This window comes from Embleya sp. NPDC025285 (genome assembly GCF_055558835.1).
In genome coordinates this window covers 1-23,778 of sequence record NZ_JBVHLU010000136.1, presented here as the reverse complement: position 1 = coordinate 23,778, position 23,778 = coordinate 1, and the positions used below count along the sequence as shown (strand labels likewise).

Here is a 23,778-nt window from a genome sequence, read left to right as displayed (position 1 = left end):
GCCTCGGTTTGGTGGGGTGCGCCGCACCCCCCCCCCCCCCCCCCCCCCCCCCTCCCCCCCCCCCCCCCCCCCCCCCCCCCCCCCCCCCCCCCCGCTACCGATTAACTCGAACGAGTGAAGACAAGGCGCCTAGTTCGATGCTTTTCGAGCCGGGGTGTGCAGGATCGGCAACCAGGGTCGTTCGTCCTCGGTGGTGATACCCAACGCGCCGTCGGGGGTCAGGATCCAGGCGTGCGCGGCCCACGGCAGGGGGCGAGCGCCCAGGACCAGCGTGGTGCCGTGTCCGGTGAGTGCGCAGGCGAAGACCGTGCCCAGCGCGGTTTCCCAGCACGCGGTGCGCCGGTCGCAGTCCGCGCCCGCCGCGGTGACCGCCGCGTGCAGGGCGCGGGTGCGCGTGTGGCCGGCCTGGGGCAGGTGTCCGCACACCGAGGCGAGCCTCAGCCGCGCGCGCAGCGGCAGTCGCCGCGCGGCCAGGGCCAGGCGCAGCCCGATCCGGCCCGCGACCCGATCCGAGAACCCGGCCGGCTCCGCGGTGTCCGAGGGGGCGACCATCGGGACGCTCATCGGCGATTCCTTCTTACGCTCGGGGTGTTGGTCTCGCCGAGGAGGCCGCGGCGGGCGAGCGCGTCGACCAGGGCCCGCACGTCGCGCTCGACGACGTCGGCGAGTGCCCCGGTCGCGTCGCCGATCCGGGTGGCGATCACGGTGGTGTCGATGCCGGCGGCGAGGTGGGCCAGGACGCGCCCGGCGCTCGGGTTGAGGAACACCAGGTCGCCGGCCCTCATGTCGACGAGGGCGGCGCCGTGTTCGCACACCACGTGCGGCGCGGTCACGCGATGGGTGGTCACGACGGGTCCTCCCACCAGGTGCGCGGGTCGGTGTCGGCGCCGGTGGTCCACACCTCGAGGGCGATGGCCTGGTTCAACGCGGCCAGCGGCGCGCGGCCGTTCCCGTCCCCGGCGCTCTCCAGCGCCGCCACCGCCGCCCGGGTTTCGACGAGGCCCGAGCGCGCGAGCGCGCCGTCGTGGACCAGGGCCCGCAAGGCCGGCAGGTTGCGGCGGATGCCCAGCAGCATGGTCGGCGTGAACGTGCCCTTGCTGCGACGATCCAGCACGACATCGGGAACGAGGCCGCGCATCGCCACGCCGAGGACGGGCTTGAACACGTGCGGGTCGCGGCGCAGCCACCCCGGCGCGGACAAGGCCGCGTCCACGACCTGGTTGTCCAGGAACGGCGCGTGGACGCGCAGAGCGAACTCGCCGTGCAGGTCGCCGAGCGCCGCGACGGAGCGGCCCCCGGACCGTACGACCACGTCCTGCGCGCAACCGCCCGGCGAACCGCCCTCGCCGCTCTCGGCCTCGGCGCGCAGCAACTCGGCGACACCGGCCCGCCCGTCCGCGCTCAGCCACGCCGCGGCCGACGTCGGCCACGCCCACGCCAGACCCGGCGCGACGGGAGCCGCGCCGCGCTCGAGGTCGTGCGCCGCAGCGCGCAGGCCCTCGTCGCGGGCGGTCGCCGCGAGTCGGGTGACGGCGGCGACGATCGGGCCCGGGGCGGTCTTGGCCAGGCGCGCCCTCGCGACGATGTGTCGTCGCGCGTCGCGGGTACCGCGCGTGTGGAGGTAGTCGGCCCACCAGGCGGTGGGGGCATCCAGGACCTCGTCGCCGCCGACGCCGATCAGGTGGTCGGTGCAGCCGTGCTCGACGGCGGGGGCCAGGTAGGCGCGGTCCATGGCACGCATCGAGACGGAGAACGCCGGCCGGTCGGTCACCGGCAGCGGCAGGGCGCCGTCCAGGCCCGTGTAGTGGACGGTGCCGACGTCGCCGAGCGTGACGCGCAGGTCCAGGCTCGGGAAGCGGGCGGCGATCCCGCGGGCGCCGTCGAGGTCGGCGACGGAGGTGTGGGCGTCGTGGTAGAGACACCCGAGCACATCGGTGCCGTGTTCCTCGTCGGCGGCCAGGGCGCCGATCGTTCCCGAGTCCAGGCCTCCGGACACGTCCGCGCTCCACCGCCGGGCCGGCCCGGCATCCTCGCCCACGCGCCGGCGCACGGCCGTCGTCAGGGCCGGACGCAACAACGCGGCGGCCTCGGCGAGCGACAGGTCCCCGCGAGGACCCCGCACATCGCGCTCCGCCCACGACCCGTCGTCGTCCAAGACCAACGCCCACCCGGGCCGCACCTGGCGGACCCCTGCGAAACCCGGCCGGCCCGGGCTGTCCACGCCGCCGACGCTCATTTCCGCCACCAGCGCCGTCCAGTCCACCGCCGCACCCGTCAGGGCCGCCAGCGGCGTCATCCGCGACGCCCACACCACGCCACGCGGGGTGTCGGCGACGTACACGGGCCGGACACCGGCGAGGTCCCCGTACACCCACCTCTCGCGCCCGCGACGCGCCAACACCCACATCGACCCGGACAACCCCATCGATGCCCGCACGTCCCCGCGCCCGAAGGCCCTTGCCGCGCAGCCCAGTTCGTGTTCGTCGGCGGTGCACTCGCCCACGACGACCATCCGCACCCCGTCCCGCTCGACCGATCGCCATCGCGCCCCGATCGACCACGCGTCCCATCCCGCTCCCAGGTGCGCGCCGCCGACCGGCCGCCGCGCGCCTGGTCCACCCGTGATCCACTCCACCGCGTTCTCCCGCTCCCTGGTGAGTCGTACTCGACGAAGCGGGGCCCGCACCGTTGTCGATGCGGGCCCCGCGCAACCCCCTGCCGGTGGCGAGAGGTCAGATGCTCTTGTCGCCCTCGAAGTACTTCTCCTTGTCGGAGTCGTTCTCGTTCTTGCTGCCCAGGACGACGGTGTCGGCCGACTCGGTCCAGAAGACCGGCGTCTGGTAGGTGTCGTCGATCATGGCGATTCCCCTTTGCTGGAACGCTTCCCGCAGCTCCCGCAGCTCCCGCAGCTCCCGCAGCCGCGGGTCCGGTGGTTGCCGGCGACACCAGTCCACCGCTCGGACCCGCGTCCGGTGGAGGTCAAACCGGTGGACACTGTGCGGACAAAGCGCGGACATTCCCCGACGCGAGCGCGCAAGCGATGCCGGGGAGTCGGTGTCGCGTTCTACGGTGGGAACTCGGGTCGCCGCAGTTGTTCCCGGGGGTACCTGATGGGCAGCACCACCGTCGCCGACCGCAGGCCGAACACCTGCCTGCGCGAGCGGGCCCGGGCACGCGGATGGGCCTCGGCCAGAGACCTCGCCGAGCACCTGGACCAACAGGCCCAACGCCTGGGCATGAACGTCGTCTTCGACGAACGCACCGTGCGGCGCTGGCTCTCGGGACACAGCCGCTGGCCGCAGCGCGTCCACCGCGACGCTCTGGAGAAGATCTTCGGACTCGCCACCGACCAACTCGGATTCGTCGCACCCACCGACCCCACACGGCAACCGGACGCCGACACCGACCCGAGAGAGGCGGAAAGGTTTGCCTCGGCACCGGACGGCGCGGATATCGTGGCCGCATTGGCGGCCTTGGGAGGCGCGGACATGGAACGCCGGGAATTCCTGACCGCGACCGGCACGGTCCTGGGCCTGCTCTCTCTGCCGGGCAACCCCGCACACGGTACGCCGGCCGCACCCGCGACGCTCGCCCGCACCGGCACCGTCCGCGTCGGCAGCACCGAGGTCGACGCGGTCCGCACCATGACCACCGCGTTCGGCGACGCCGCCGCGGAGTTGGGCGGCGGCCACGCCCGCACCCTCGCGGTGCGCTACCTCACCGACCGGGCGACCCCCTGGCTGCGCGGCACCTACACCGACGCCACCGGCCGCGAACTCCACACAGCCGTCGGCGAACTCGCCCACCTCATCGCGTGGATGACACAGGACGAAGGCAAGACCGGCCCCGCCCAGCGCTACTACGCCCACGCGTACCGACTCGCCGACCTGGGACGAGATCGCGAACTCGCCGCCACCGCCCTGCGCGGCATGGCCGTCCAGGCCATCGACGCCGGCCACCGCGCCACCGCCGTACGCCTGGCCGAGGAATGCGTCCACCAAGCCCGAGACCTCGACGACCCCCGCGCCCACGCCTACTACCGGGCCACCCTCGCCCAGGCCGCAGCCCTCGACCAGGACCACGCCACCGCGACCCGCCTGCTGACGTCCTCACAGACCTGCATCGAACGCGCCCCCACCACGACCTCGGGGACCTCCTGGGCCAGCCACTACAGCATCGGCCGCTGGGCCCACGAGACCGGCATGATCCTCGCCCGCCTCGGCGAACTCGACGAAGCCCGCACCCACCTCCACCACGCCCTCGACATCCACGGCCTCGACCGCAAACGCACCCGCGCCATCGTCCTGGCCGACCTGGGCGAAGTACACCTGCGCAGCGGCGACACCGAAGGCGCCATCGCCACCTGGAACGAATTCGTCACCTGCGCCGACGGCCTCCAATCCCTCAAGGTCGACACCGCCGCCCAGGACATGCGCGCCCGCCTCCACCGCCTGCGCCGCGACGGCGTCCCCGGCGCCGACGACCTCGAACAACGAGCCCGCACGACCTGGACACCGCTCGGCGCGCGATAGGCGCCCTGGCGCGTTACCCGCCGCTGTGACCTGCGCGGGTAACGAATCCGTTACCCGTCGACAGGTGCCTGGGTAACGCCCCCGGGATCGAGACGTCACGAGGTGCCGGGCCACTTGGTTGGGAAGGCGCGCAACTCCCGCCGTTGCCGGTCTTCGTCGGCGATGACGTCGGCGAGGATCCCGTGTCGTAGGGGGCGCCGACCCGAGAAGAGACGGCGAACGAGGGCATCGTGAGGGGAGCTTCGCGGTCAGCGGTGGCTCAGCCCTCGAGCCACGCCCCTCCGGGTGTGTTGCGGTGGCCGCGCCACGCCGGGAGGCTGTAGCGGTTGACCAGGGTCCACGCGGTGCGGGTGGCGTCCTCCACCCAGGCGTGGCCGGCCGCCGGGATGGCGTGGACACCCCGAAGGTTCTTGGTGATCTGTTCCTCGGTGATGTGGTCGTTGCCGCGGCCGAGGTACTTGAGGATGTACACCGCGAGGTAGTCCACGTCGCCTGCGTGGCCTTGCCCGGCGAGGATCAGCCGGAGCCGATAGCCGATCTTCTCGTCCACCTCGCCCCAGAAACTCTGCGTTCCCGGGGGCGGGAGCATGTCGATCAAATCGACCAGGTGAGCAAGGTCGGCATCGTCGGCCAGGGTGATGGTTCCACGCATGAAGTCCCCTCCGTCGTCGGCGGCCTGCGCCGCCGGACCCGGCGCCCAGTCTCGTACCGCCGCCGCCCCTTTGGAGGCGAAACGGCAAAGGCCCCTCGACCGCCCGAGACCGCAGCTGCCGACCTCCCGGCACGGGTAGGAAACGGGAATGGTCGAGCCGCAGCCCGGCACGCGCGCCCGATCGTCCCGTGAACGGCTGGCTCTCCCCCACACCCCCATGTCGGGGGCGAGTCGCGCCCCACAGTGTGCGGCGGTCGAACTCACGAGGTGCCGGGCCACTCGGTCAGTAAGGCGCGCAACTCCCGCCGTTGCCGGTCTTCGTCGGCGATCACGTCGGCGAGGATGTCGCGGGGTTCGACGGCGGCCAGGACCAGGCGGCGCAGCTCTGCCGGCTCGAGGCTTCGACTTCCCATTGGAGGGGGGTGGTCGACGTCGAAGCCGTGTCGGGTGGCAAACGCGGGCCATCGCGGGTCGCCGCGTTTGCCTTCGGTGGCGGGCAGTTCGTACGCCCTCCTTTGTTCGTTCACCGGGCGTCGGCGTCACGAGGTGGGCGCGGTCCGGGCCTTCCTTCCCCGAGGACCCGAAACCGCGCCCGGGGTGTACCTGCCCGCAAGCCGACGGTTCACGGGTCACCCGTCCGGGTGGCCCCTCGTCCCGGGCCCGCCCAGGCCCACTCGTGATCGGCAGGCGATTCACGACGAGCACCGTCCCCGACGTCGACGACCCGAGCGACGTGAATGCCCGCGCCGTCGCGCTCTTCGGCCGTCACGAGGACGGCACCATCGCCTGGCCGTACGGGATCGCCGACCCGCCCCGACGCAACCACCGCACCCGCGACGACGCCGACGCCGCGTTCGAGGCGGCGCTGCGCGGGCGCCGTGACGCCCAACGGATCCTCGTCGCGTGGGCCCGGCGCCACGGGCTGCGCCCGGAGGACCTGGGCTGTTGCCCGCAGTGGCTGCGCCGGCGGGGCAGCGCCGGATGCCCGTACGGTGAGTGTGACCGGTGGCGTTGGACGGACCACGTCACCACCTGGTCCCTGGACGGGCAACCGGTCGCGTTGACGGCGGCGCCGTACGGGATGGACGAGGACGAACGCGCCGAACTCGAGGAATGGGTCGAGGAGTACCCGGACCTGGCAGTGGCCTACGGCACCGGCTGGTACGGCGCCGACACCACCCAGGTCCTCCTGTGGCGCCGGGACCGCATCCGCACCCTCGCCTGCGCCTGACCCGACCCGGCCCCGTTCTGCTGCTCGGGTAACGCCCGGACCCACCACCGACCTGCGCGGGTAACGGATTCGTTACCCGTTGACAGGGCCTCGGGTAACACCCGCTCGGGCGCTGGCGATCTACGTCCGGTCGCCCCGGGCGCCGTTCGGTTCCGTCGCCGCCGTCCCTGCAAGGTCGCCGATCGCGTCGGTGACCGCGCGGAGCACGACGCGGTCGCGGTCCTCCGCCGCGTACAGCGCGTTCCATCCGTCGACGTCGTCGATCAGGGCCTCAATCGCGTCTTCGAGCTGGCAGCGCAGCAGGCTCGGGTCGAGGGCCTCGACCGCGACCACGAGGTGTGGGTGCCACACGGCTGGGCTGTCGTCGATCAAGTCGTGCGCCGGACCACCGCCACGGCGAGAAGCCGGGCACGCCCATTACCACCCGGCCATGCAACCTCCGCACACCTTCGGCGCACCTTCGATGCACCCGCGCACGTGGCGCCGTTCACCGCGGCTGCGTCGGCCGTCGTCGGTCGCGCCCTACCACGCGGCCGTGCCACCTCCGTGCCACCTTCGCGCCAGGTGCGTGCACTCTCGATGCACCTTCGGCGCAGAGCCGCGTTCCCCGGGGCGCGGCGTGCCCGGCACCGGCGCCCGCGCGGGATCCGACGGCGCGCCCAGTGATGAGAGGTCGCCGTTCCCGCGCCTCGTGCGGAATGGGTCTTGCGGTGGCGGGGATGGGTGGTGCCTACTGGAAGTCGTCCGCGTTCGGGGTGTGTTGCCGATCGCGGGTGTGATCCGCCGGTGTTCGCCGCATGCGGGTCGCTCCTGGTTCCCTTCGGAGCCGCCGTCGGGCCTTGCCCGAGTCTGCGCCGTGCCCCCGGTTTCCCGCCGCCGGCGATTGCTCGCCCACGTCCGGCCGTTGCGTCCGATTGGTTCCGGTTTCGTCCTCGGACGTGCCCCCGGCAACTCGGGCGGCAATCCGGGCGGCAACTCCGGCGGACGCTCTCATCGTCCGGGGTTCTCGTCACGTTTGCGCAGGTCACGAGGCCTGTATGCAGGCAAGTGGTGTCCCGGACTGTTTGTAGAGAAGTGTTCTCTCTCCAATCCTTGCGGCGGCCGCGCGGATTGATGTCCATGCCCCGTTGCCACGGTCGGCCGTCTTCTTCTCACGACCTGCTCCTCCCGGTTGTTTCGGTCCGACCCTCCCCTGCCGTTCCGGCCCGGCCCGACCCTCGGACCTTCCCGGCCCGGGCCATGCCAGCCCCGCTCGCCTCGCCCGGCTCGACGCCCCACCCCGCCCTGCCCGCCCTCCCGCGCCGGCCGGCCACCGCGCCCGGCCGGCGCCGCCTCGTTCCCCCACCGAGAAGAAGAGGAGTTCGCGATGTCCGCCGACGAAATCGCGTTGTCCCGCATCCAAAACCTCAAGGCCCGGTTGACCGAGCGGGACCGCCTGATCCTGCGCACCCTGGCCACCCATCGCCTGCTGACCACCCACCAGATCGCCGAACTCGCCTTCGACAGCCCGGTCACCGCCCGCCACCGCATGCAGGACCTGGAGGCCATGCAGGCCGTCGACCGCTTCCGACCCCGCGCGGACCGCGGCTCCCACCCCTCGCACTTCGTCCTGTCCCCGGCCGGCGCCGCGGTGGTGGCCGTCGACGCGGACCAGGAGACGAAGCCGGCGATCCGCCGCGCCCGCCGCGACCGCGAACTCGGCCTCAAATCCCCCCACCGCCTGCGCCACCTCCTCGGCGTCAACGGCTTCCACACCGCCCTGGAAGCCCACACCCGCACCCACCCCGACACCGCCGTCAAACTCTGGCGCAGCGAACGCGAACTGCCCCAGATCGGCACCTACTCCCACCGCCCACGCCCCGACGCCGTCCTGACCTGGCAGGAGGGAACCGCCCAATCCACCCTCGCCCTCGAATACGACACCGGCACCGAACGCCTGGCCCGCCTCACCGAAAAGGTCGACCGCTACGCCACCCTCTTCACCCGCGCCCGGCACGGCGTCGACGGCTACGAATTCGACGACCTGTTCCACCCCCACGACCCCAACGACCCCCTCAGACCCCGAGAGCCCCGCGACCCGCACAACCCCGTCGTGCTGTTCGTCTTCACCACCACCCGCCGCGCGACCGAGGCCCGCACCGCGCTGCGCCGCACCCCGACCACCGCCCCGGTCGCCACGGGCGTGTGGACACCGGGCACCTCCCCGGCCGAAGCCCTGTGGCTACCCCTGAACGCACAACCGCCCCGCGTGCGCCTGGCCCGGCTGGTCGCGGCCGCGTCCATGTCGGCCGCACCCAGGCGAATGCGGTCCGCCGCCCCACCGGCGGCAAACGCCTGGTCGCGGGACGACGGGGCCGAACCCTGGTAGATCCGCGCCCGCACCATCACACGGACGCGCACCGCACCGGCGTACCGCACCGTGCGAAGGCGTACGCATTGCATCGATGGACCGCACCTCTTCGCGTCGCGTCGCACGTTCGCGTGGTGCGGTGCGGCGCACACGAGCGGGCTCGGGCCCGTGCGGTGCCGCCCGTGCCGTCCACAACGGCCTGCTCATCCGCGTCACCCACCTCGGCCGCGGTGAGCGGCGTGGTGCCGAGCACCGGGCCGGCGTGGCTGGTGTAGGGGGCCAGGCACGGGTAGACGTCGGCGCCGACTTCACTTGTCCCACGGCGTGACGTAGTCGTCCGTGAAGGTAATTCCGAGGAGGGTGGGGGTTCGCCATGCATGGAGCATCAGGGCCCGCAGATGCAACGGTGTGCCCTCGATTAGGTTCCCCAACCGAGCGGATTCGGTCAGCAGCTTGAGGAAGAGATGGTCCAGGCCGCAGGTGTGCCCCAGTCCGTCGGGAGCGCCGCAGGTGACCAGGAGGATCTCGTTCTCCGGTCTGTCCTTGCTGGCGACGAGGCGCCGGAACGCCCCCACCACCTCGTCCCCGTGGATCGCGGCCGACGTCGTGGTCACTACGGTGATGCGGCGGGGGTGTCCGCCCCGATCGACGCGGACGAGCAACGGCCCCACCTGAGGGTGGAAGCCAGCCGACCCGAGGTTCATCGGAAGTCCGGCAGATTGGTCCAAAGTGTCCAAAGCGCATCCGAGATCACGCGTCAGCGTCTCTGTGACCGCGCTGAACACGGCTTTGTCGTCGCGCGGCAGACCAGCGTTACCGGCCAGGGTCAGCATCACAAGATTGCCGATCAGGTGGGCGTACACGTCGGCGCGTGCGGCCAGATGGGCCTCCAGACGTCGTCCGAATGCGCGTACCCGCGCGAGGTCTTCGCGCACCCGTCCCAACGTCAATTCCGTCAGCTCCAGGGCCCACGTTCGACCCGAGGCCCCGACGAGGAGACGGTCGGGGGGATCGCCCCCAGGAGCCACAGCGAAAGGCGCGTCTACGCTCGCCCGCATCGTGAGCGCCAAGAGGAACGAGTAGAGCTGGGAATCCTCCCTGCCCTCCTTGCTCAGCTTCCGCAAGTGCGTGATTGGAACGTCCAGCGGAACGCCGCCACCCATGAACCTGCGCCCGTCGCCGTCCATCATCTCCAAGGCCATGACCACGCCCCGACAATCCTCCGAACCATCGCCGGCGGCAATCGGATATCGCGGCTCCCGCTGGTGGCTATGACGGTCTGCAGCGGCTGATCGGTCTCAACTCCCCGGCACGACCGCGAACCCGTCATGCTGGGAACTGCAGTGTGCGTTGGCCCCGCAACTCCCTCACATCAGTACGGCGTCCCAAGGATTCCACTCTTTGCGATCTCCGAACCAGCCGTTCACGATGCTGGCCGCGACCTTGGGGCTATAGATGCCCAAGCCCCAGTGGACCGCCGGGCCTCCGCCCTTCGGGCCCTCGACGTTCTCGAAGTAGCGGGCGATCGGCCGCAATGCCACGTCTTCCCACGCCATGCGGCGCAGCAGTACGGCCATCAGCACCATCAGTGGTGATCCGCTGGCATCGTGCCGGTTGAGGTTGGTCTTGACGCAACCTTCGGATGGCAGGCCCAGCAGCTGCTGAATCCGTGGCCACGACTCGTCAGGCGTACGGGGAGGTCCGATCCACGGCATCTTGAACGCCCACCAGGTGGCCAGGTCTGCCACGCACACCACGTCCAAGAGGTCGCGCGGGTGCCCGGCATCCCGCATACCTTCGGATAGCTTTCGTTCGATGTTGCCGATCGGATCGGACCCCTCGCCTTTCCAACTGTGGCTGTGGGCGAGCACTCCGTAGATCGGTGCGCCGAACAACTCTCGGTACGGATCTCCTTCCCGGGGCTCCGTGAGGCGTCGCACGAACGCGGCGGTTTTCGCGGCCTCCTCCAAGTCTTTGGCCTTGAGGGTGTTCTTGCACTCGAACCCGGCGACCACGCCGTCGGCTAGGTAGACGTGTTTCTCCTGCTCCAGAAGGAACTTGGGGTATGAGGGGGAGAGGACCAGCACGTCAATCTGCGGGCTTAGCTCTGGTCTGACCCTTCTTCCATGTTCGCCGACCCGGCCTGAGCTGAGGATCCTTCCTTTGGTCACCACGTGGTAGCCGACGGGCAGCCACGGCTCCAATACCAGCCTGGCCCAGTTCGCTTCGCCCTCGTCACCTGCGGTTCCGGGGTCCTGCCGCGTGCGACGGCGGATGCGCGCGTACTCGCTGGCAACCGAGTCTGCGAGCTGGCCGAAGAATTCGTGCAGCTCGTGGACACTTTCTATTGGATCCTCGTCCCGTTCCTGTGCTTCCGCCATGCTGGCGATCTTGCCGCAGTGGATACGGGCCACGGACAGTTTCGCCGTATCCGAGTGCGGCATGGCATCAAGACTGCAGTCGGCGTGTATGAACCCCAACCCGTAACAGCCGGCAACCCGACTCAAGAACGACCACGTCGTCTCACCTCGACCGGAGCGACCCGAAAACACCCCCACCGGGGCCCATGTGGGATCACGCTCCGCGAACCCCCCAAGCAGACCGCGCTGTCGTCAGCGCGACGGCTTCCTTCCGGGCGGCCGTTTTTTCTTCTTCCCGGCCCAGGAAGTAAAGGGTCGAGGCCAGGCCATGTAGCGACTGGACAAGGCGGGGTTGGTGCGTGGCGGGGTTGTGGTAGGCGAGCTCGCGGCGGATGCCGACGGCCTCGGTGAAGGCGGTCTCCGCCTCTTCGTGCCGACCCGTTTTCGCCAGGATGATGCCCAGGTGGTGCAGCGTGTCCGCGAGGTCGGGCTGGTACGTTGCCGGGTCGTGGTGGGCGAGCTCGCGGCGGATGCCGACGGCCTCGGTGAACGCGGACACCGCGGTCTCGTGGGGATGCTCGTTGCTCAGGCTGGTGCCCAGGGCGTGGAGCGAGTCGGCGAGGTTGGGTCGGTGCGTCGCTGGGTCCTGGTGGGCGAGGTCGCGGCGGAGGGCGATGAGCCCGATGAGCCCGGGAACCTCCGACTCGCCGATACCCGCTGTCCCGGTCGGCGTCGCTGGCTGGGACCGGGACAGGTCGTTGCGGAGTTCGGCGATCCGAGCGTGGGCGCTGGCGAGTTCGCCGCGCAGGGTCTGCCATTGAGTGCCGAGGGTGGTCAGGATCGTGAGGGCTTCGCCCACCGACAACACGGTGTCGGGGCCCAGGCCCGTCCCGCGCAGCGCCGCCTCGGCGTCGGCGGGGTCGAGCCGACAGGCGCCCACCAGCGCCCCGGCGGTGAGGTGGTTCGTCTCCCGGGGCGGGGGTGCGTCGCGTTCGGCGCGCCACAGGTCGTGGAACCGCAACACGACCTCGTCCGGGTCGGGGCGGTGCACCGACACACTGGCGAAGTGCCGCACGATCGATTCCATCCGCAGCCAGTCGGGGACCTTCCTCCCGTGCAACAGGGCGGCCAGCGTCTCGTGGCTGACCGGGGACGGCAGATCCGTGCGCCGGTTGATCGCGGTCGCCGTGAGCCGGGTTCCGAGCCGCCCGGCATCGGTGTAGAGATCATGCAGCGCGATCACCAAATCCCGCCGCGCGCCCGCTGGCAACCGTTGTTCGTCCGGCATTCCGATCGCCATCCACGCCTCCGCCATTGCGTACGCCAACTTTCGCCAAGTCTCGTACGCCGCACGCTCCTCGCGCAGGCGGAACGACGACCCGCCCCCGACAGACCTCGTGCGGAACACGTGCCCTTCCCGTCCGACCCCGTGTGCCCGCACGACCCGCACACCCCCGACGCGCCCACGCTGGAACCAGGCGGCACCTTGCACCGCCGGCCCACCCACCGCGCATCCTCGGGAGACAGCCATGACCACCACCGCCCCCGGCAACCCCGACAACTCCATTGCCCCACCCGCCGCGATCACCGTACGGGACCGCCTAGTTCGTGTCGGCCGAGTTCTCACCGCGAGTGCGGTGCGGGGTCTGGCCACCGGCGCTGGCACCGCAGCTGGTGCGTGGGTCGTGTGGTGGATCACCCATCGCTGACCCGTCGCAACGCTCGGCGCCGTCGCGGAAGCTGCGGTTGGTTTCCGCTGTTGTTCGTGCTGGTCGCGGGCGGCACCGGCGTTGTGCCGACCGGCGCCAGCCGTTTCCGGCCCGGCGGCCTCGGGGAATGGGTCGACCGGCGCGGCGGAACCCGGTGACGGGGAGACGCCGGACCTGTTCGACCGGCAGATCGAGATCATCGCCGATCGGATCCGGCGCGACGACGCGGGATGACCCAGGGCCACCGGCGATCCCCTCCACCGGTGATCCGCGCGACGAACGAGCGGCTGCGACCGCGCGTTGCCGCGATCTGAACCGCCCCCGTCGCCGTCGTGGGGCGGACTCCGACGGAGGGCGCCCACCCCGCCCCTCGGGGAGCCAGGCATGACAAATGGCTTGGTGGACTGCTTACCCACCACCCACCATGCTCATATGAAGACTGAAATTCGGGCCCACGCAGCGCCGTTGGACCCGGAAAAACAGGAACAGATCTGGAAGCCGGTCGCCGACCGGCACGGCATCTCGACCCTCGGCTGCAAGTACCTGTACACGACAGGCGTACTGCGCGAGTACATGTCCTCGTCCGGCCTGCTCCTCACCAAAAACCTGCATCTCGGCGCCGCGTTCTGTGCGCTGGCCGCGGCCGAGACTGTGGGGCGCTGTGTTCCGCCGACTGCCCAACTCGCGGCGGACGTGGAATCGGGCGTCTTCAAGGGAGGGGCCCCCACGCGGCGGCTCTGCCAAGGGTTGGACTACCTGAAGGCACGCGACGAGGCCGGGAACGCACCGGAACGTGAAGAGCTGGTCGAGCTGCGGAACTTCCTCGCGCACGGCGCCCTTTCCGCAACCTCGGCTCGGTTGTCCGAGGAGACGACGATCTACCTGCTCCGCCGCTTGGCCCTCGCGGCCGACGCGATCTGGAGCGACCCGCACGTCCGGGACTCGTTCCGGGAAGTCGACATCACACCGCTGAAAACCGAAGGCGTGTACGTCTACGTCGACAAGATGCTGATCCACGTCGACGACGGGAAGACGCCGGGCCAGGACGTCGACAACGAAGAGGCGTGGCGCTTCACCAACCTCCCGACAGGCTCTCCCGGGGTTACCGGGACAGCGTGACGGCTCTCCGCACGCTTCGAGACGCCGGGAGCGGCTCCGACCGCGCGTTGCCGCAGTCGGAGCCGCTTCTCGTCATCCTCCGCGGGGCACAGTCCGCACAGCACGCCACGAGGCGAGGTGTGCGGACCCTGCGAAGGGCACCCGCCCACCGTCGCACCAACTCGACCCTCGGCGCGGGCGGTTCACCCGATTGAGACGAACGCGGCCCCGCTGAAACGGGTGAACTGGCCAGCCGGTCCCGGACTCAACACCGAGCCACCCGCTCGACCGGGGTGCGTGCGTGTCCTCCGATCGGGATCACCACGCACTCGGCCGACGTGACCCCCGGCCCATCCGGCCGGCCTGTTCTCATGTCCATCGCATGTCGAGTGCGGAGAGGGCGTCGAGCCGCTCGGGCGGGTATGTGGCTCGCCGCTGTCGCGCGTTGGCGAGGGCGACCCCGAGCTTGACCTGGTGCGCCTCGCCGTCGTGTTCGACAGCTTCGACGTGCTTGCGCGGCACCGTCAGATGCCCCTCGCGCTCCCGGAACGCCGCGGCTGCGGCGAGGGTGAGCGTCCACCGGTCCGCCCGCGCCGCCGACGCCACCGCAGCTGGCTGCGCGTCCTGCCCGGTGACGTCGACACCGACCTCGGCCAACGCCGCCCGCTGCGCCGGCGTCAGACTCCCCGCGCCGCGCCGTTGCCGCTGGAGCCAGGCTCCGACGTCCTCGCCGCCGACGGTGTGTCCGAGCACCAGGTCGTCGATGCGGCCGCCAGCCTCGACGTGCAGGCGCACCGCGGCGAGCATGCGCTGCCAGTCCAACGACCACCGCTCGGCGGGGTCGTCGCGTCCGGCGGGGTTCCAGTCGGGGTCGATCGCCGCCAGGCGTGCCCAGCGTTCGCGCCACCGGTCGGGGTTCCTGCGTGTCTCCAGCGGTCGTCGGCAGTTGGCGAGGAATTGGCCGACGGGGTAGCCGTTGATCGCGGCGGGTTTGGGCGCCGCCAGGTGGCCGTGGACGGCGAAGTACGCGCGGCTTATGGCGAGTCCGTCCTCGAAGGCGGTGTCGTCGGTGTTCCACACCATCCCCAGCCGCTCGAGCAGCTCGATCCGGTGCGGGGTGATCGAGCCAGCCGCCCGGGCCCGTCGCTGGTCTCCGATCCATTGCCCGATCGGGTAGGACGTCCCGGTCTGGGTGTCGTAGTCGATGCTCTCCAGCGGCACGCGCAGGTGGCCGTGGGTGGCGTGCCAGCGTTTTGCGGCGTGGTAGCCGCGGCGCCAGTCCCGCCGTTCCGGGTTGATCACGCGCAGGTTGATGAAGTCGCGCAGGAGCGTGGGGTCGCGGTCGGTCATGAACCGGACGAGGAACCGCTCCTCGACGCCAGCGTCGTCCCGGTCGCCGTCACCGGGCTCGACGCCCCCTTGGTCCTCGATGTGCTCGCCGTCGTCGGCGGTCTGGCGGTCGGTGTCGTCGATGTCGATCGCCCGCGCCCAGGTTTTGGGTCCGCTGGGGGCGGGGGTGGCGAGCATGTCCAGGACGCGTGCGTCGTGCGCGGCCAGGGCGTGCAGGGTCCGCACCAGCGGGTGGTAGCTGTCGGACACGAGCATGTCGTCCGGTCGTTCCCCGGGCGCGAGGAACACGGGGACGATGATGGTCGCGGTGCGTCCCTCGCCCGGATTCTGGCGCAGGGCACGACCGATGGCCTGGACGATCTCCACGATGCTGAACTTGGGGTCCATGAAGGCCACCGCCGAGGCGCGCAGGTCCACGCCCTCGGCCAGGACACGCACGTTGCTCAGCACCGCGCGCCGGGCGACGGTGCCGTGGGGGTCGGCACGTTCGACAAAGCGGGTCAGGACGTCGCGCCGGTGTTCGGTGGGGTGTTCGCCGCTCAACCAATCCGCCCACACCATCTCGGGGTGACGCCCCGGGTCGTCCCGGTGCAGGCGCGCGGCGACATCGGGCAGGCTCGCGGCGCAGGCCTGGGCCTCCAGGGTGCGGGAGTGGTAGGCGATGACGGTGTCCAGGTCGTCGTCGGCTGCGGCGCGCAGGAGCGCGGTCTGCAGCGCGACCAGGCGCGCGGCGCGGTACTGCTCGACCTCTTCGAGGCGGCGCCGGCCGAGGCCCCGGTTGAGGTCGCTGCCGGTGGCCGCCGCGAGTTCCTGGACCTCCGGGTCGGTGATCTCGACGACGACTACTCTCGGCCGCGCGATCAGGCCCATGCGAGCCCCTGCGGCGAGTTCGAGGCGGTGGACGACGGGGCCGTAGATCGCCTCGTCGTCCATGGACGCGACCGTGCGGGCCAGCAGGGCCGAGTGCACGGGCCGGCCGCCCCGGACGCGGACCGGCCGATCGTCCTCGCCCTCGTCGTCCCACTCCAAGTCCGGAGTGTCACCGCTGGCATCGTCCCGGCTGGCGGCGAGGTCGGGGTCCTCCCACACGTCGTCCTGGGCCAGGGCGGGGGGCAGTTCGGGGTCGGTATCCGAGGTGGTGGCTTCGCTGTAGGCGCTGTTCTCGGGCGGCTCCCAGACCCGGGGTGTGGCGGTGAGGTAGAGCCGGCGCGCGGCGGGGAGTCGGGTGTTGTCGTGGACCGCGGCCCATTCCTTCCCGAGCGATCCACTGGTTCGGTGGGCTTCATCGACGATCACGAGGTCGAACCCGGCCAAGGTGAGGCCGTAGGCGCCCTGATGGGCGGTCAGGACGGCGCCCAGCGATTGATAGGTGGCGTACACCGTCAAAGGCCCCGAGACGGCCCCCCACAGGGCCAATCGGGGCGCGCTGGTGGTGCACCGCACCCCGGCCTCGTTCAGGGTGCGATCGCCGGTCAGAGAGCACACGGCGATTTGGGTCCCGCCGGTGCGTCCGGCGTTTCGCCAGGCGGTGACGGTCTGGGTCAGCAGGTCGAGGGTGGGGACCAGGACGAGCACGCGCCCTCGGGGCGCGAGCGCTGCGGCGACCGCTGCGGCGATCCTTGTCTTGCCGGTGCCGCAGGCCATCACCGCTGTGGCCCGGGCCCCGCCGTGCGGCCCGCCCGGGATCAGGTCGGTGTCGGGGTTCTCCAGGGCGCGGACGATGGCGTCGACGGCCTCGCGCTGGTGCGGGCGCAGGGTTGATACGGGCTGGCGGGCTGGGTGTAGTGCGGCCTGGGGCGGGAAAAGTGGCAAGGAATGCTGCACGGTTTCTCTCTTCGTATCGCCGACTCCAACAGGCGCTTCCGCGCTATGACGTTTGCCCGGCCGGCGCTCACCTACGTGCCCGCACGCCCGAGTCGATGGGGTGGCTACGCCTGGTTAGTCGGTGAGTTCGAGGACGACGCGCAGTGCCGCGGACACGCGGGTCATCACGGCGGGGTCGGCGGTCCCCAGGAACGTACCCGAGCGGATGCGCTTGTCGGTGAGGGCGACCAGGTCGACGGCGACGGCCGCGCCCGCCACGGGTTCGCCGATGGGTACCGTGACGACGGTGTCCGGTGCGCCGCCGGTCCGGTCGATCATCATGCACACGAGCGTCCCGGGCAGGGCGCGGATGGCGGCGTCGGATTCGACGATCAGGACTGCCCGCACCTTGGTGGCCAGGGGGACTTCCCAGATCTGGCCGCGTGCGAGGTTCACGCGATGTCCTCGCCGAACACATCCGCGAGTTCCTCGACGTCGTCGCCGTGGCGGCCGCGCCAGGCCTCGATCGCCTCGCCCGCCTCACGCAAGGCCTCGGCGCGCAGCGCACGCTCGACATAGGCGGACAGGTTCCCGGCAGACGCGGCCTTGGCGGTGGCCAGCAGGTCCGCGGGAAGCGTCACCGTGACCCGTTCCTTAATCGTCATACTTCGAATCATACGCGAAGTATGATTCGAGAGCCGTAACCTGATGTCGGCCTCGGCTTGGAGCACCATCCGTTCGGGGGGTCTGGCGTGCGCCGCTGCGGCTGTGGAGAAGATTCCGCCATGGCAGGCATAGGTCCCGGTTTCGACGATCCCGAGAACGACGACTACGACCCAGCCTGGAGCACCCAGGACACCCCGTTCCGGCGATGGCTGGTCGACGGGCTCGCCGCGGCCAGCCCTGCGGAGGCAGTCTCCTGCTTCGTTCCGGCCAAACCGCTACTGCGGCCTGAGCCGCGAGAGCGCGGAGCTGCTCGCGTTCCTCACCGACACCACCGTCGAGATGGTGCGGGCCGCGCACAAGGCCGACCTCGAGGACTGGGCGCGCGAGCAGGAGCTGCGGGACCACCCGGCCTCGCCGTCCTGGACGCGGACCTGGACCGCATCCGACACCGGTCCTGACCCGATCCCGGCGGTACGGCGACGAGGACCAGGCGCACGAGCCCGGTGTTCGTTGCGTTCCGGGCGGGTGGGTCGCCGGTGCCGTGTCGGCGACCCGACCGCCGTCGTTGGTACGGGCATGACTCTGTCGCACCTGCCGCCCACGCCCGCCCCCACCCGGGATCCGGAGGACGCGCCGACGGCCGGGGAGCGGGCAGTGTTGGAGGCGGCGCGGGCCGTTGGGAAGCGGGCCGCCGGGTGGTTGCGGGGTTTGGCGGCCGGAGCGGATGCGTGGACAGACCAATCCCCTGTTCGATCTCGCCGACGCGGTCCGCCCGGCGCTGGCCGGTCTCGACCCCGCCGACGGCGACGTCCGGGGACCCGACGGTGTGTGGAGCCAGGGTGCCTACGGGGTGCCGGCGAAGGTGCGCCGCGGCCTGGACGCCGGCCCCGCGATCCTTCACGGACCGTTCGGCGGAAACCGACTTACCCCGGCCCGCAACGCGGCGGTCGTGACCGTGGCGGCCCGCGCGCGGCCATGGCGCCGGACGCCCTCGCCTGGGGCGAGTACGAGCGGGACCTGCCCGTGCTGCTCGACCACACCACCCAACAAGGCCTTGGTAATCCTCTCGGCGTGACCGTGGGGAGCGTGACGTACGGGCTCGGGGAGGTTCGGTGAGCGAATCCCCATGCTGCCATGAGTGATGGAACTTGAAAGTTAGTTCGGTTGCTTTCGTATGGTGGGTACGGTGAATCTTTGTTCCCTGTTGATTCACCGTGTTCCAGTCTGTTCCAGCGCGTTTCCGAGCGTTCCCCAATGTTTTCGCGCGCTCCCCAAGGTTCCCGTGTGTTCAATCTTGGGTGTGAGGCGCAGATTTTTCCCCTGGAATCGCCTCGGAGCTTGCAGTTTGGTGTTGACGTGATGCATGCTCTTCGTGTCCGTCGAGAACTGTCTCGGCGAGTGGACGACTATGGAGAAGCCATGCAGCAGCAGGCTAGGTTGCCTGATGGTTTGTTGGTAGTGACCAGGCCTGGATAGTTCCAAGGCAGTCCGGTTGCATCGTACGCGGGAGATCATGTGGCTTCGATTCGGGAGGTGTTTGGGCGTGAACGGGACCTTGGTTGCAAGCGAGGATGCATCCATCTCTGCCGAGTCGGGTGAGCGGTTATCGCATGGTGAGTGGAGTGCCCGCGGTTACGAGCAGCGGGCGTGCGCTCTTGTCGCGCATGGCTTTCGGTGCCAACGGCGACCGACATAGCCGAACCGTCGCCCCGCGTCGACGCGGGGCTTGTGGGCTCGACGGCCCACTGCGTCACTGGTTGGCGTTGGAAGGCTCTTGGGACATGGAACGACGTGCACTGCCTTGCCGTGCCTGGTCGGACTCAACGGCAAGCGGGGTCGTGGCGTTCCGTGTCGAGCAGCCGGTCGCTGGGGCGATGCATGTGAGTTTGGCCAGGCAAGTGCATCGGACCTTGGGTTGGTAGGCGACGACTCCAGGAGAGCCGCAGATTTGGCATGAGGCGGGCTCGACCGGCGGTTGGCAGGCGGGCATGGGCTGCGGACATGTCTGTCGCGGTGCCACAACCGGGGTGGTCGGTCATGTTGGCTGCGGCGGTGCCATGACGCGGTCAGCGCGTTTGGCATGGGTTTGTGCAGCATTTAGAATGCTGTCTGACCTGCATGTTTGCTCACTCGGGCGCGCCTGCTGTCAGTCGGATGCGACACACTGGTCCAAGCGTGACTCGCGATGATTTGGCACAAGATGAAATGATTGATTGAGACTTCCCGCCGGGCTTGTTCGCTGAAGCGAGCTGGCGGGTGTGGTGCTCCCGAGGGCCTTGTCTTCTGATCGGGGCGGGCGTCGGGTGAACTGAAGGGGCCTTCTGTTAGTGGCGGAAGGCCCCTTCGTCGTGCGTGCGCCAGGTGCAGGTCTTGCCCGACGTCGAGCAGCATGGCTGCTGTGGGTTGGCCTCGCAGGTCGAGGCTCGCTGCCTGGCCTCCCTGCCCCCTATGGGCGCTGTGGCTGCGTGCCTGGACCTGCCGGTCGGTGGAGTGAGCCGCCGATCGACGGCCGCGTCTGTCTCGCCCCTTCTATATAGGTGCTGGCCTACATAGGGCTGCCAGGCTGTCCGACAGGATTGCTATGCGATCCGATGTCAAGATAACAGTCCAATCATCGAAAACATGCGGTCTGCAACGCAATTGAATTATATGTGTATTTTCCCAGATTTGCCCGCATTCGAGATTTCGTAAATTCGAACTGCGGCTGCGTTATGGAAGTTCTTCGCCCTGTTGACCTTCGGTTTCTCTTTCGCTGCCATCTTTTATTCAAGGCGCCGGATGATTATCTTGGGAAGCTTGATGAATCTCGTTCTATTCTCAATTCATGCTCCCGGCGGTTCAAATTCCTAAACAGTCCGGCGCGATGCTCTCCGAATCAACCATATGTATGGTTGTTAATTTCGTGAGCGCTCCCCCGATCGTCCCCCTGGTGCCCTCGTGTGATCGCCTTGCGCGACGGTCGTATTTCGTGTCATCGTCGTGGGGCCTGCATCCGCCGACTTGGCGCTTGTGGGCGTCGCGCTATCGCGCGGAAAAAGTCCCGCCCCGATCAGGGCATTACCTTCGCGCACGTCAACCCTCCGGTCCGGTCGAGCCACTACTCGGCCGGTAACCGGGATACCGGCGTACGTGGGGAACGGAATTGATCATGAAACCCAATCCTCCGCTCCCGAGGGAGGTGCGCGAGGCTCGCCTCGCGCTCGCCCGGGACCTGAAGCGGCCCTACCGCCTAGACGGCGAACCGACGTTCCGCGAGCTGGTCAACCGCTCGAAGATGGCCGACCGCTCCGGCACCGGCCACCGGTTGTCGATCGCCACGATCTCGCGAGTCCTGGACGGCACGGCGGAGGCCTCCTGGCCGTTCACCGAGTCGTTCCTGAAGGCGTGCGGCGTCGACCCGCACACCATCGCGGTGGTGTGGAAGCCGCGTTGGGTGGCGATGCGCGACGCGCTCGACCCCCTCGGCGACGGACCGGGACCGACCCCGGCTATGCCGGGCAACGCCTGCCCGGAGTGCGGGCACGCGCTGCCCGACCCCGGTCGGCGGCTTCGCCTCCCGAGCGACGACCTCGAACCACCCGGCGAGGACGGCCAGCCCGACGTGGTCCACCTCTTCGGCGGCGAGGCCCCCGACGACGTCCGCCGCGCCGACAACGGTCAGCTGCGCCGCGCACGCCGTGTGGTCCGCCGCAAGCCGCATCCGGTTGCTGCGCCGCCGACGAGGGCAGCGCGGTGACCATCGAGAAGTACATGCTGCTGCTGACCGGCCTGTTCGCCTCGCTGTTCGTCGGCCAGACGTCCGGCGTCGTCAGGCACGCGCTCGGGACCTCCGGCTCCGAGGCCGTCGGCAGCGCGGCGATCGCCGTCGTCGCGGTCATGGGCCTCTACGTCACCGTGGTGGGCGTGTTCATGGGCGGCACGGCGACGAACAAGAAGCTGATGCTGGTCCTGATCGGCGTGTTCGCCTCGCTGTTCCTCGGCGAGATGTCCGGCGTCGCCACGTACCTGCTCGGGTTCTCCGCAGCCGCGGCCGTGGGCATCAGCGCGATCGCCTTCGTCCTGATCATGGGCCTCTACGTCGGCATCGTGGGCGTGTTCAAGTAGCCCTGACCCCGAGCAAGACCTCCCGCACATTCAAGGAACAGCGCACCCACGAGCCCGCCGGGACACCCGTCTCGGCGGGCTTCGTTACGTCCAGCGATCCCCGAGGCCTCCCCTGCTCCGGATCGAGACTGCCTCGGAAGGCCTGACCCGACTCGCGCACACGGACGCGACCTCGCGCCAACGCAGATACTCCTGCCGCCGGGCACGACGATCTCGTCGTGCCCGACGACGCGCAGGCGCCTGGGCACGGCGCGCACCTCCACGTGCCCCAAGATCGCCCTGACGATGCGCGCCGCGCTGGGCCGCGTTCTCATGGGCCACCACGGCGAACCGACACGTGCCTGGCGAGGGCGAGTTCGTCGTGAACGACGACACGGTGAACACGATCGAGCTTGTCGAGTTCCACATCGTGGCCCCTCGTGCTCGTCGAAACCCCGTGACTCGGCGTCCTACGTCACGAGGTGCCGATGCGCGGGCAGCCTCGACGAGGTGAGCAAGATCGTCGTGAACAGCGTCAAGGTGACCAAGATCGTTGGGGACATGCTCATCTTGTCGTTCGGCTTCGTCTGCGTCTTCTCGGCGGGGAGCACGTCGTCCTTCCCCCCGGAGCACCTTCTACGACCGCGACGTGACGTCCTGGTCCTACCGCTTGTCGGGATGAAGTACGTCAAGCAGATGACGTTGTCGGCCTGGTCGTCGGGCAAGCCCCCCGCGCGGGCCGATCCGGCCCTGGCCTGCCGAACTCGGTTGGTACAGCCCGGTATCACGGGCCGATCGTGGACGGTCATCGAAGCTGATCTGGATCGAGCTGGTCTAGTCCTCGGTCTTGGTCTGGTCTTGAAGGGCGTGTACCCGCGCTCACCCTCGACGGGGAGCGCAGCGAGGGCATCACCGAGATGGTGACCAAGCCGCCGGACTCGTTCCCGTCGACCTTGCCGGTCATCTTGCCGATCGGCCGGGATGCTGTGCTCGCAGAACCTGATGCTCACCGGTCGTCCGAAACAACTCGGGGCCGCACCAGCCGGTGCACCGCGCCCGGTGGTTGCTGCGGGTCGTTCGCGAAGCGCGCTGCGCCGCGGGGCAGGACCAGCACACGGCCGCGCGGCGCGAGGGCTGCGGCCGCGACGGCGGCGATGCGGGTCTTGCCGGTGCCGCAGGCCATCACAGTAAGTGGACCTGGCCCCGCCGTGCGGCGCGGGGCCGTGTCCGCGTCGGGGTTCTCCAGGGTGCGGACGATGGCGTCCACGGCCTCGCGCTGATGCGCAGCGGGCGACGCCGGCGGCGCGCGGGATGTTGTGAGGTCTCGGGCGGGAAAAGTGGCAAGGAATTCTGCACGATCTCTCTCTTCGCGTCGCAGGGCTCCCGGACGTGGTCGAGTTGTTGTTTCGGTGCCGTTCCGGTGCGCCGGGCATTAAACGGGCGCCGTGCTATACGACGGATCATACCCTCGCTACAATTCATGATGCAGACTCTTTCTTGGACCTGAGGTACGGTGGTTCCCAGACAACTCGATGTGGCCGATGGCAAGCCCTCTTCACGTCGTCGGTGGAATTGCCTTCCACATGTCGAGAGAGGACAGATCCGGCGGCAGGCATGATGAAGCAGAAGGCCGTACGATCCGGCTAGACACCCGGGTGAAACTAACTCCCCTATACAGTCCCCAGATTCCTCACAACACGCAACCCTTGCCCACTGCTGGCGGTTGTGAAGCCCCGAAATGCGGGACTGTGGAATTTATGCGTGAGGCGCTTCCCACCACCGACGCGGTGCGTCGGTGGCAATCGCGTAGCGATTGGTGGTGGGTGTTTTCGACGGAGTCGAAGTCACCCACCACTTCTTGCGACCCGTAGGGTCGCGCGTCGTGTCTGCGGAGCAGACAGACCGGAAGAGCATCGTGGAGGGGAGGAGGGTGGGGGCCCCACT

The 23,778-nt window shown here is 69.8% G+C and carries 21 protein-coding genes; 7 read left to right on the top strand and 14 right to left on the bottom strand.

Annotated elements, in window-relative coordinates; all coding sequences use genetic code 11:
• Positions 1-129: 129 nt before the first annotated feature.
• From ACZ4FV_RS46795 to ACZ4FV_RS46780, 4 genes are all read right to left on the bottom strand, one after another.
• Entirely contained in the window at positions 130-564 is a 435-nt protein-coding gene (locus tag ACZ4FV_RS46795) for a lasso peptide biosynthesis B2 protein (RefSeq protein WP_402240906.1), read from the bottom strand.
• Complete coding sequence (locus ACZ4FV_RS46790) at positions 561-848, bottom strand: PqqD family peptide modification chaperone (RefSeq protein WP_465327123.1); 288 nt, start codon at positions 846-848, stop codon at positions 561-563. The genes ACZ4FV_RS46795 and ACZ4FV_RS46790 overlap by 4 nt, the downstream gene beginning before the upstream one ends.
• On the bottom strand, positions 845-2,635 hold the full coding sequence (locus ACZ4FV_RS46785; RefSeq protein ID WP_465327121.1) for an asparagine synthase-related protein: 1,791 nt from the start codon (positions 2,633-2,635) through the stop codon (positions 845-847). Before ACZ4FV_RS46785 ends, ACZ4FV_RS46790 begins: the two co-directional genes overlap by 4 nt.
• 97 nt (positions 2,636-2,732) lie before the next feature.
• Positions 2,733-2,858 carry a hypothetical protein gene (locus ACZ4FV_RS46780; protein ID WP_402240914.1) on the bottom strand — a complete coding sequence of 42 codons (126 nt, stop codon included), beginning with the start codon at positions 2,856-2,858 and terminating at the stop codon, positions 2,733-2,735.
• Between the two features lie 252 nt (positions 2,859-3,110).
• On the opposite strand from ACZ4FV_RS46780, the gene ACZ4FV_RS46775 reads away from it, so the two are divergent.
• The gene (locus ACZ4FV_RS46775; protein ID WP_465327118.1) at positions 3,111-4,532 is read left to right on the top strand and encodes a tetratricopeptide repeat protein; all 1,422 of its coding nucleotides are present in this window, start codon (positions 3,111-3,113) and stop codon (positions 4,530-4,532) included.
• Between the two features lie 259 nt (positions 4,533-4,791).
• Here ACZ4FV_RS46775 and ACZ4FV_RS46770 read toward each other — a convergent pair whose 3' ends face one another.
• A complete protein-coding gene (locus tag ACZ4FV_RS46770) occupies positions 4,792-5,184 on the bottom strand; it encodes a hypothetical protein (RefSeq protein ID WP_465327116.1) in 393 nt (130 codons plus the stop codon).
• 260 nt (positions 5,185-5,444) lie between these two features.
• Entirely contained in the window at positions 5,445-5,597 is a 153-nt protein-coding gene (locus tag ACZ4FV_RS46765; protein WP_402240921.1) for a hypothetical protein, read from the bottom strand.
• 263 nt (positions 5,598-5,860) lie between these two features.
• On the opposite strand from ACZ4FV_RS46765, the gene ACZ4FV_RS46760 reads away from it, so the two are divergent.
• A complete protein-coding gene (locus ACZ4FV_RS46760; protein WP_465327113.1) occupies positions 5,861-6,415 on the top strand; it encodes a hypothetical protein in 555 nt (184 codons plus the stop codon).
• A 120-nt stretch (positions 6,416-6,535) separates the two neighbouring features.
• Here the strand turns inward: ACZ4FV_RS46760 and ACZ4FV_RS46755 are convergent, their stop codons facing one another.
• Positions 6,536-6,748, bottom strand: coding sequence for a hypothetical protein (locus tag ACZ4FV_RS46755; protein ID WP_465327111.1), 213 nt, complete (start codon positions 6,746-6,748; stop codon positions 6,536-6,538).
• Between the two features lie 1,033 nt (positions 6,749-7,781).
• Here ACZ4FV_RS46755 and ACZ4FV_RS46750 point away from each other — a divergent pair.
• Positions 7,782-8,783, top strand: coding sequence for a replication-relaxation family protein (locus tag ACZ4FV_RS46750; RefSeq protein ID WP_465327109.1), 1,002 nt, complete (start codon positions 7,782-7,784; stop codon positions 8,781-8,783).
• A gap of 290 nt (positions 8,784-9,073) precedes the next feature.
• Here ACZ4FV_RS46750 and ACZ4FV_RS46745 read toward each other — a convergent pair whose 3' ends face one another.
• The 3 genes from ACZ4FV_RS46745 to ACZ4FV_RS46735 form a co-directional block, all read right to left on the bottom strand.
• Entirely contained in the window at positions 9,074-9,973 is a 900-nt protein-coding gene (locus ACZ4FV_RS46745) for a hypothetical protein (protein ID WP_465327107.1), read from the bottom strand.
• Between the two features lie 159 nt (positions 9,974-10,132).
• On the bottom strand, positions 10,133-11,209 hold the full coding sequence (locus ACZ4FV_RS46740; protein ID WP_465327105.1) for a DUF6602 domain-containing protein: 1,077 nt from the start codon (positions 11,207-11,209) through the stop codon (positions 10,133-10,135).
• A 130-nt stretch (positions 11,210-11,339) separates the two neighbouring features.
• The gene (locus ACZ4FV_RS46735) at positions 11,340-12,425 is read right to left on the bottom strand and encodes a tetratricopeptide repeat protein (protein ID WP_465327103.1); all 1,086 of its coding nucleotides are present in this window, start codon (positions 12,423-12,425) and stop codon (positions 11,340-11,342) included.
• A gap of 229 nt (positions 12,426-12,654) precedes the next feature.
• Between ACZ4FV_RS46735 and ACZ4FV_RS46730 the strand changes: the two genes are divergently transcribed.
• Together ACZ4FV_RS46730 and ACZ4FV_RS46725 are read left to right on the top strand one after the other, a co-directional pair.
• Positions 12,655-12,834: a hypothetical protein gene (locus ACZ4FV_RS46730; RefSeq protein ID WP_465327101.1), complete on the top strand. Its 180-nt coding sequence runs from the start codon at positions 12,655-12,657 to the stop codon at positions 12,832-12,834.
• Positions 12,835-13,266: 432 nt separating this feature from the next.
• Complete coding sequence (locus ACZ4FV_RS46725) at positions 13,267-13,953, top strand: hypothetical protein (RefSeq protein WP_465327099.1); 687 nt, start codon at positions 13,267-13,269, stop codon at positions 13,951-13,953.
• A gap of 348 nt (positions 13,954-14,301) precedes the next feature.
• Here the strand turns inward: ACZ4FV_RS46725 and ACZ4FV_RS46720 are convergent, their stop codons facing one another.
• The 3 genes from ACZ4FV_RS46720 to ACZ4FV_RS46710 form a co-directional block, all read right to left on the bottom strand.
• Entirely contained in the window at positions 14,302-17,106 is a 2,805-nt protein-coding gene (locus ACZ4FV_RS46720; protein WP_465327097.1) for a helicase associated domain-containing protein, read from the bottom strand.
• A gap of 114 nt (positions 17,107-17,220) precedes the next feature.
• Positions 17,221-17,541 (bottom strand): type II toxin-antitoxin system PemK/MazF family toxin, encoded by a 321-nt coding sequence (locus ACZ4FV_RS46715; protein WP_465327095.1) that lies wholly within the window; start codon positions 17,539-17,541, stop codon positions 17,221-17,223.
• Positions 17,538-17,750, bottom strand: a complete 213-nt coding sequence (locus tag ACZ4FV_RS46710; protein ID WP_465327093.1) for a type II toxin-antitoxin system CcdA family antitoxin — start codon at positions 17,748-17,750, stop codon at positions 17,538-17,540. Before ACZ4FV_RS46710 ends, ACZ4FV_RS46715 begins: the two co-directional genes overlap by 4 nt.
• Positions 17,751-20,899: 3,149 nt before the next feature.
• Here ACZ4FV_RS46710 and ACZ4FV_RS46705 point away from each other — a divergent pair.
• Entirely contained in the window at positions 20,900-21,487 is a 588-nt protein-coding gene (locus ACZ4FV_RS46705; protein WP_465327091.1) for a hypothetical protein, read from the top strand.
• Positions 21,484-21,855 carry a hypothetical protein gene (locus ACZ4FV_RS46700; protein ID WP_465327090.1) on the top strand — a complete coding sequence of 124 codons (372 nt, stop codon included), beginning with the start codon at positions 21,484-21,486 and terminating at the stop codon, positions 21,853-21,855. The genes ACZ4FV_RS46705 and ACZ4FV_RS46700 overlap by 4 nt, the downstream gene beginning before the upstream one ends.
• A gap of 985 nt (positions 21,856-22,840) precedes the next feature.
• Here the strand turns inward: ACZ4FV_RS46700 and ACZ4FV_RS46695 are convergent.
• Positions 22,841-23,101, bottom strand: coding sequence for a hypothetical protein (locus ACZ4FV_RS46695; RefSeq protein ID WP_465327088.1), 261 nt, complete (start codon positions 23,099-23,101; stop codon positions 22,841-22,843).
• Positions 23,102-23,778 lie beyond the last annotated feature (677 nt).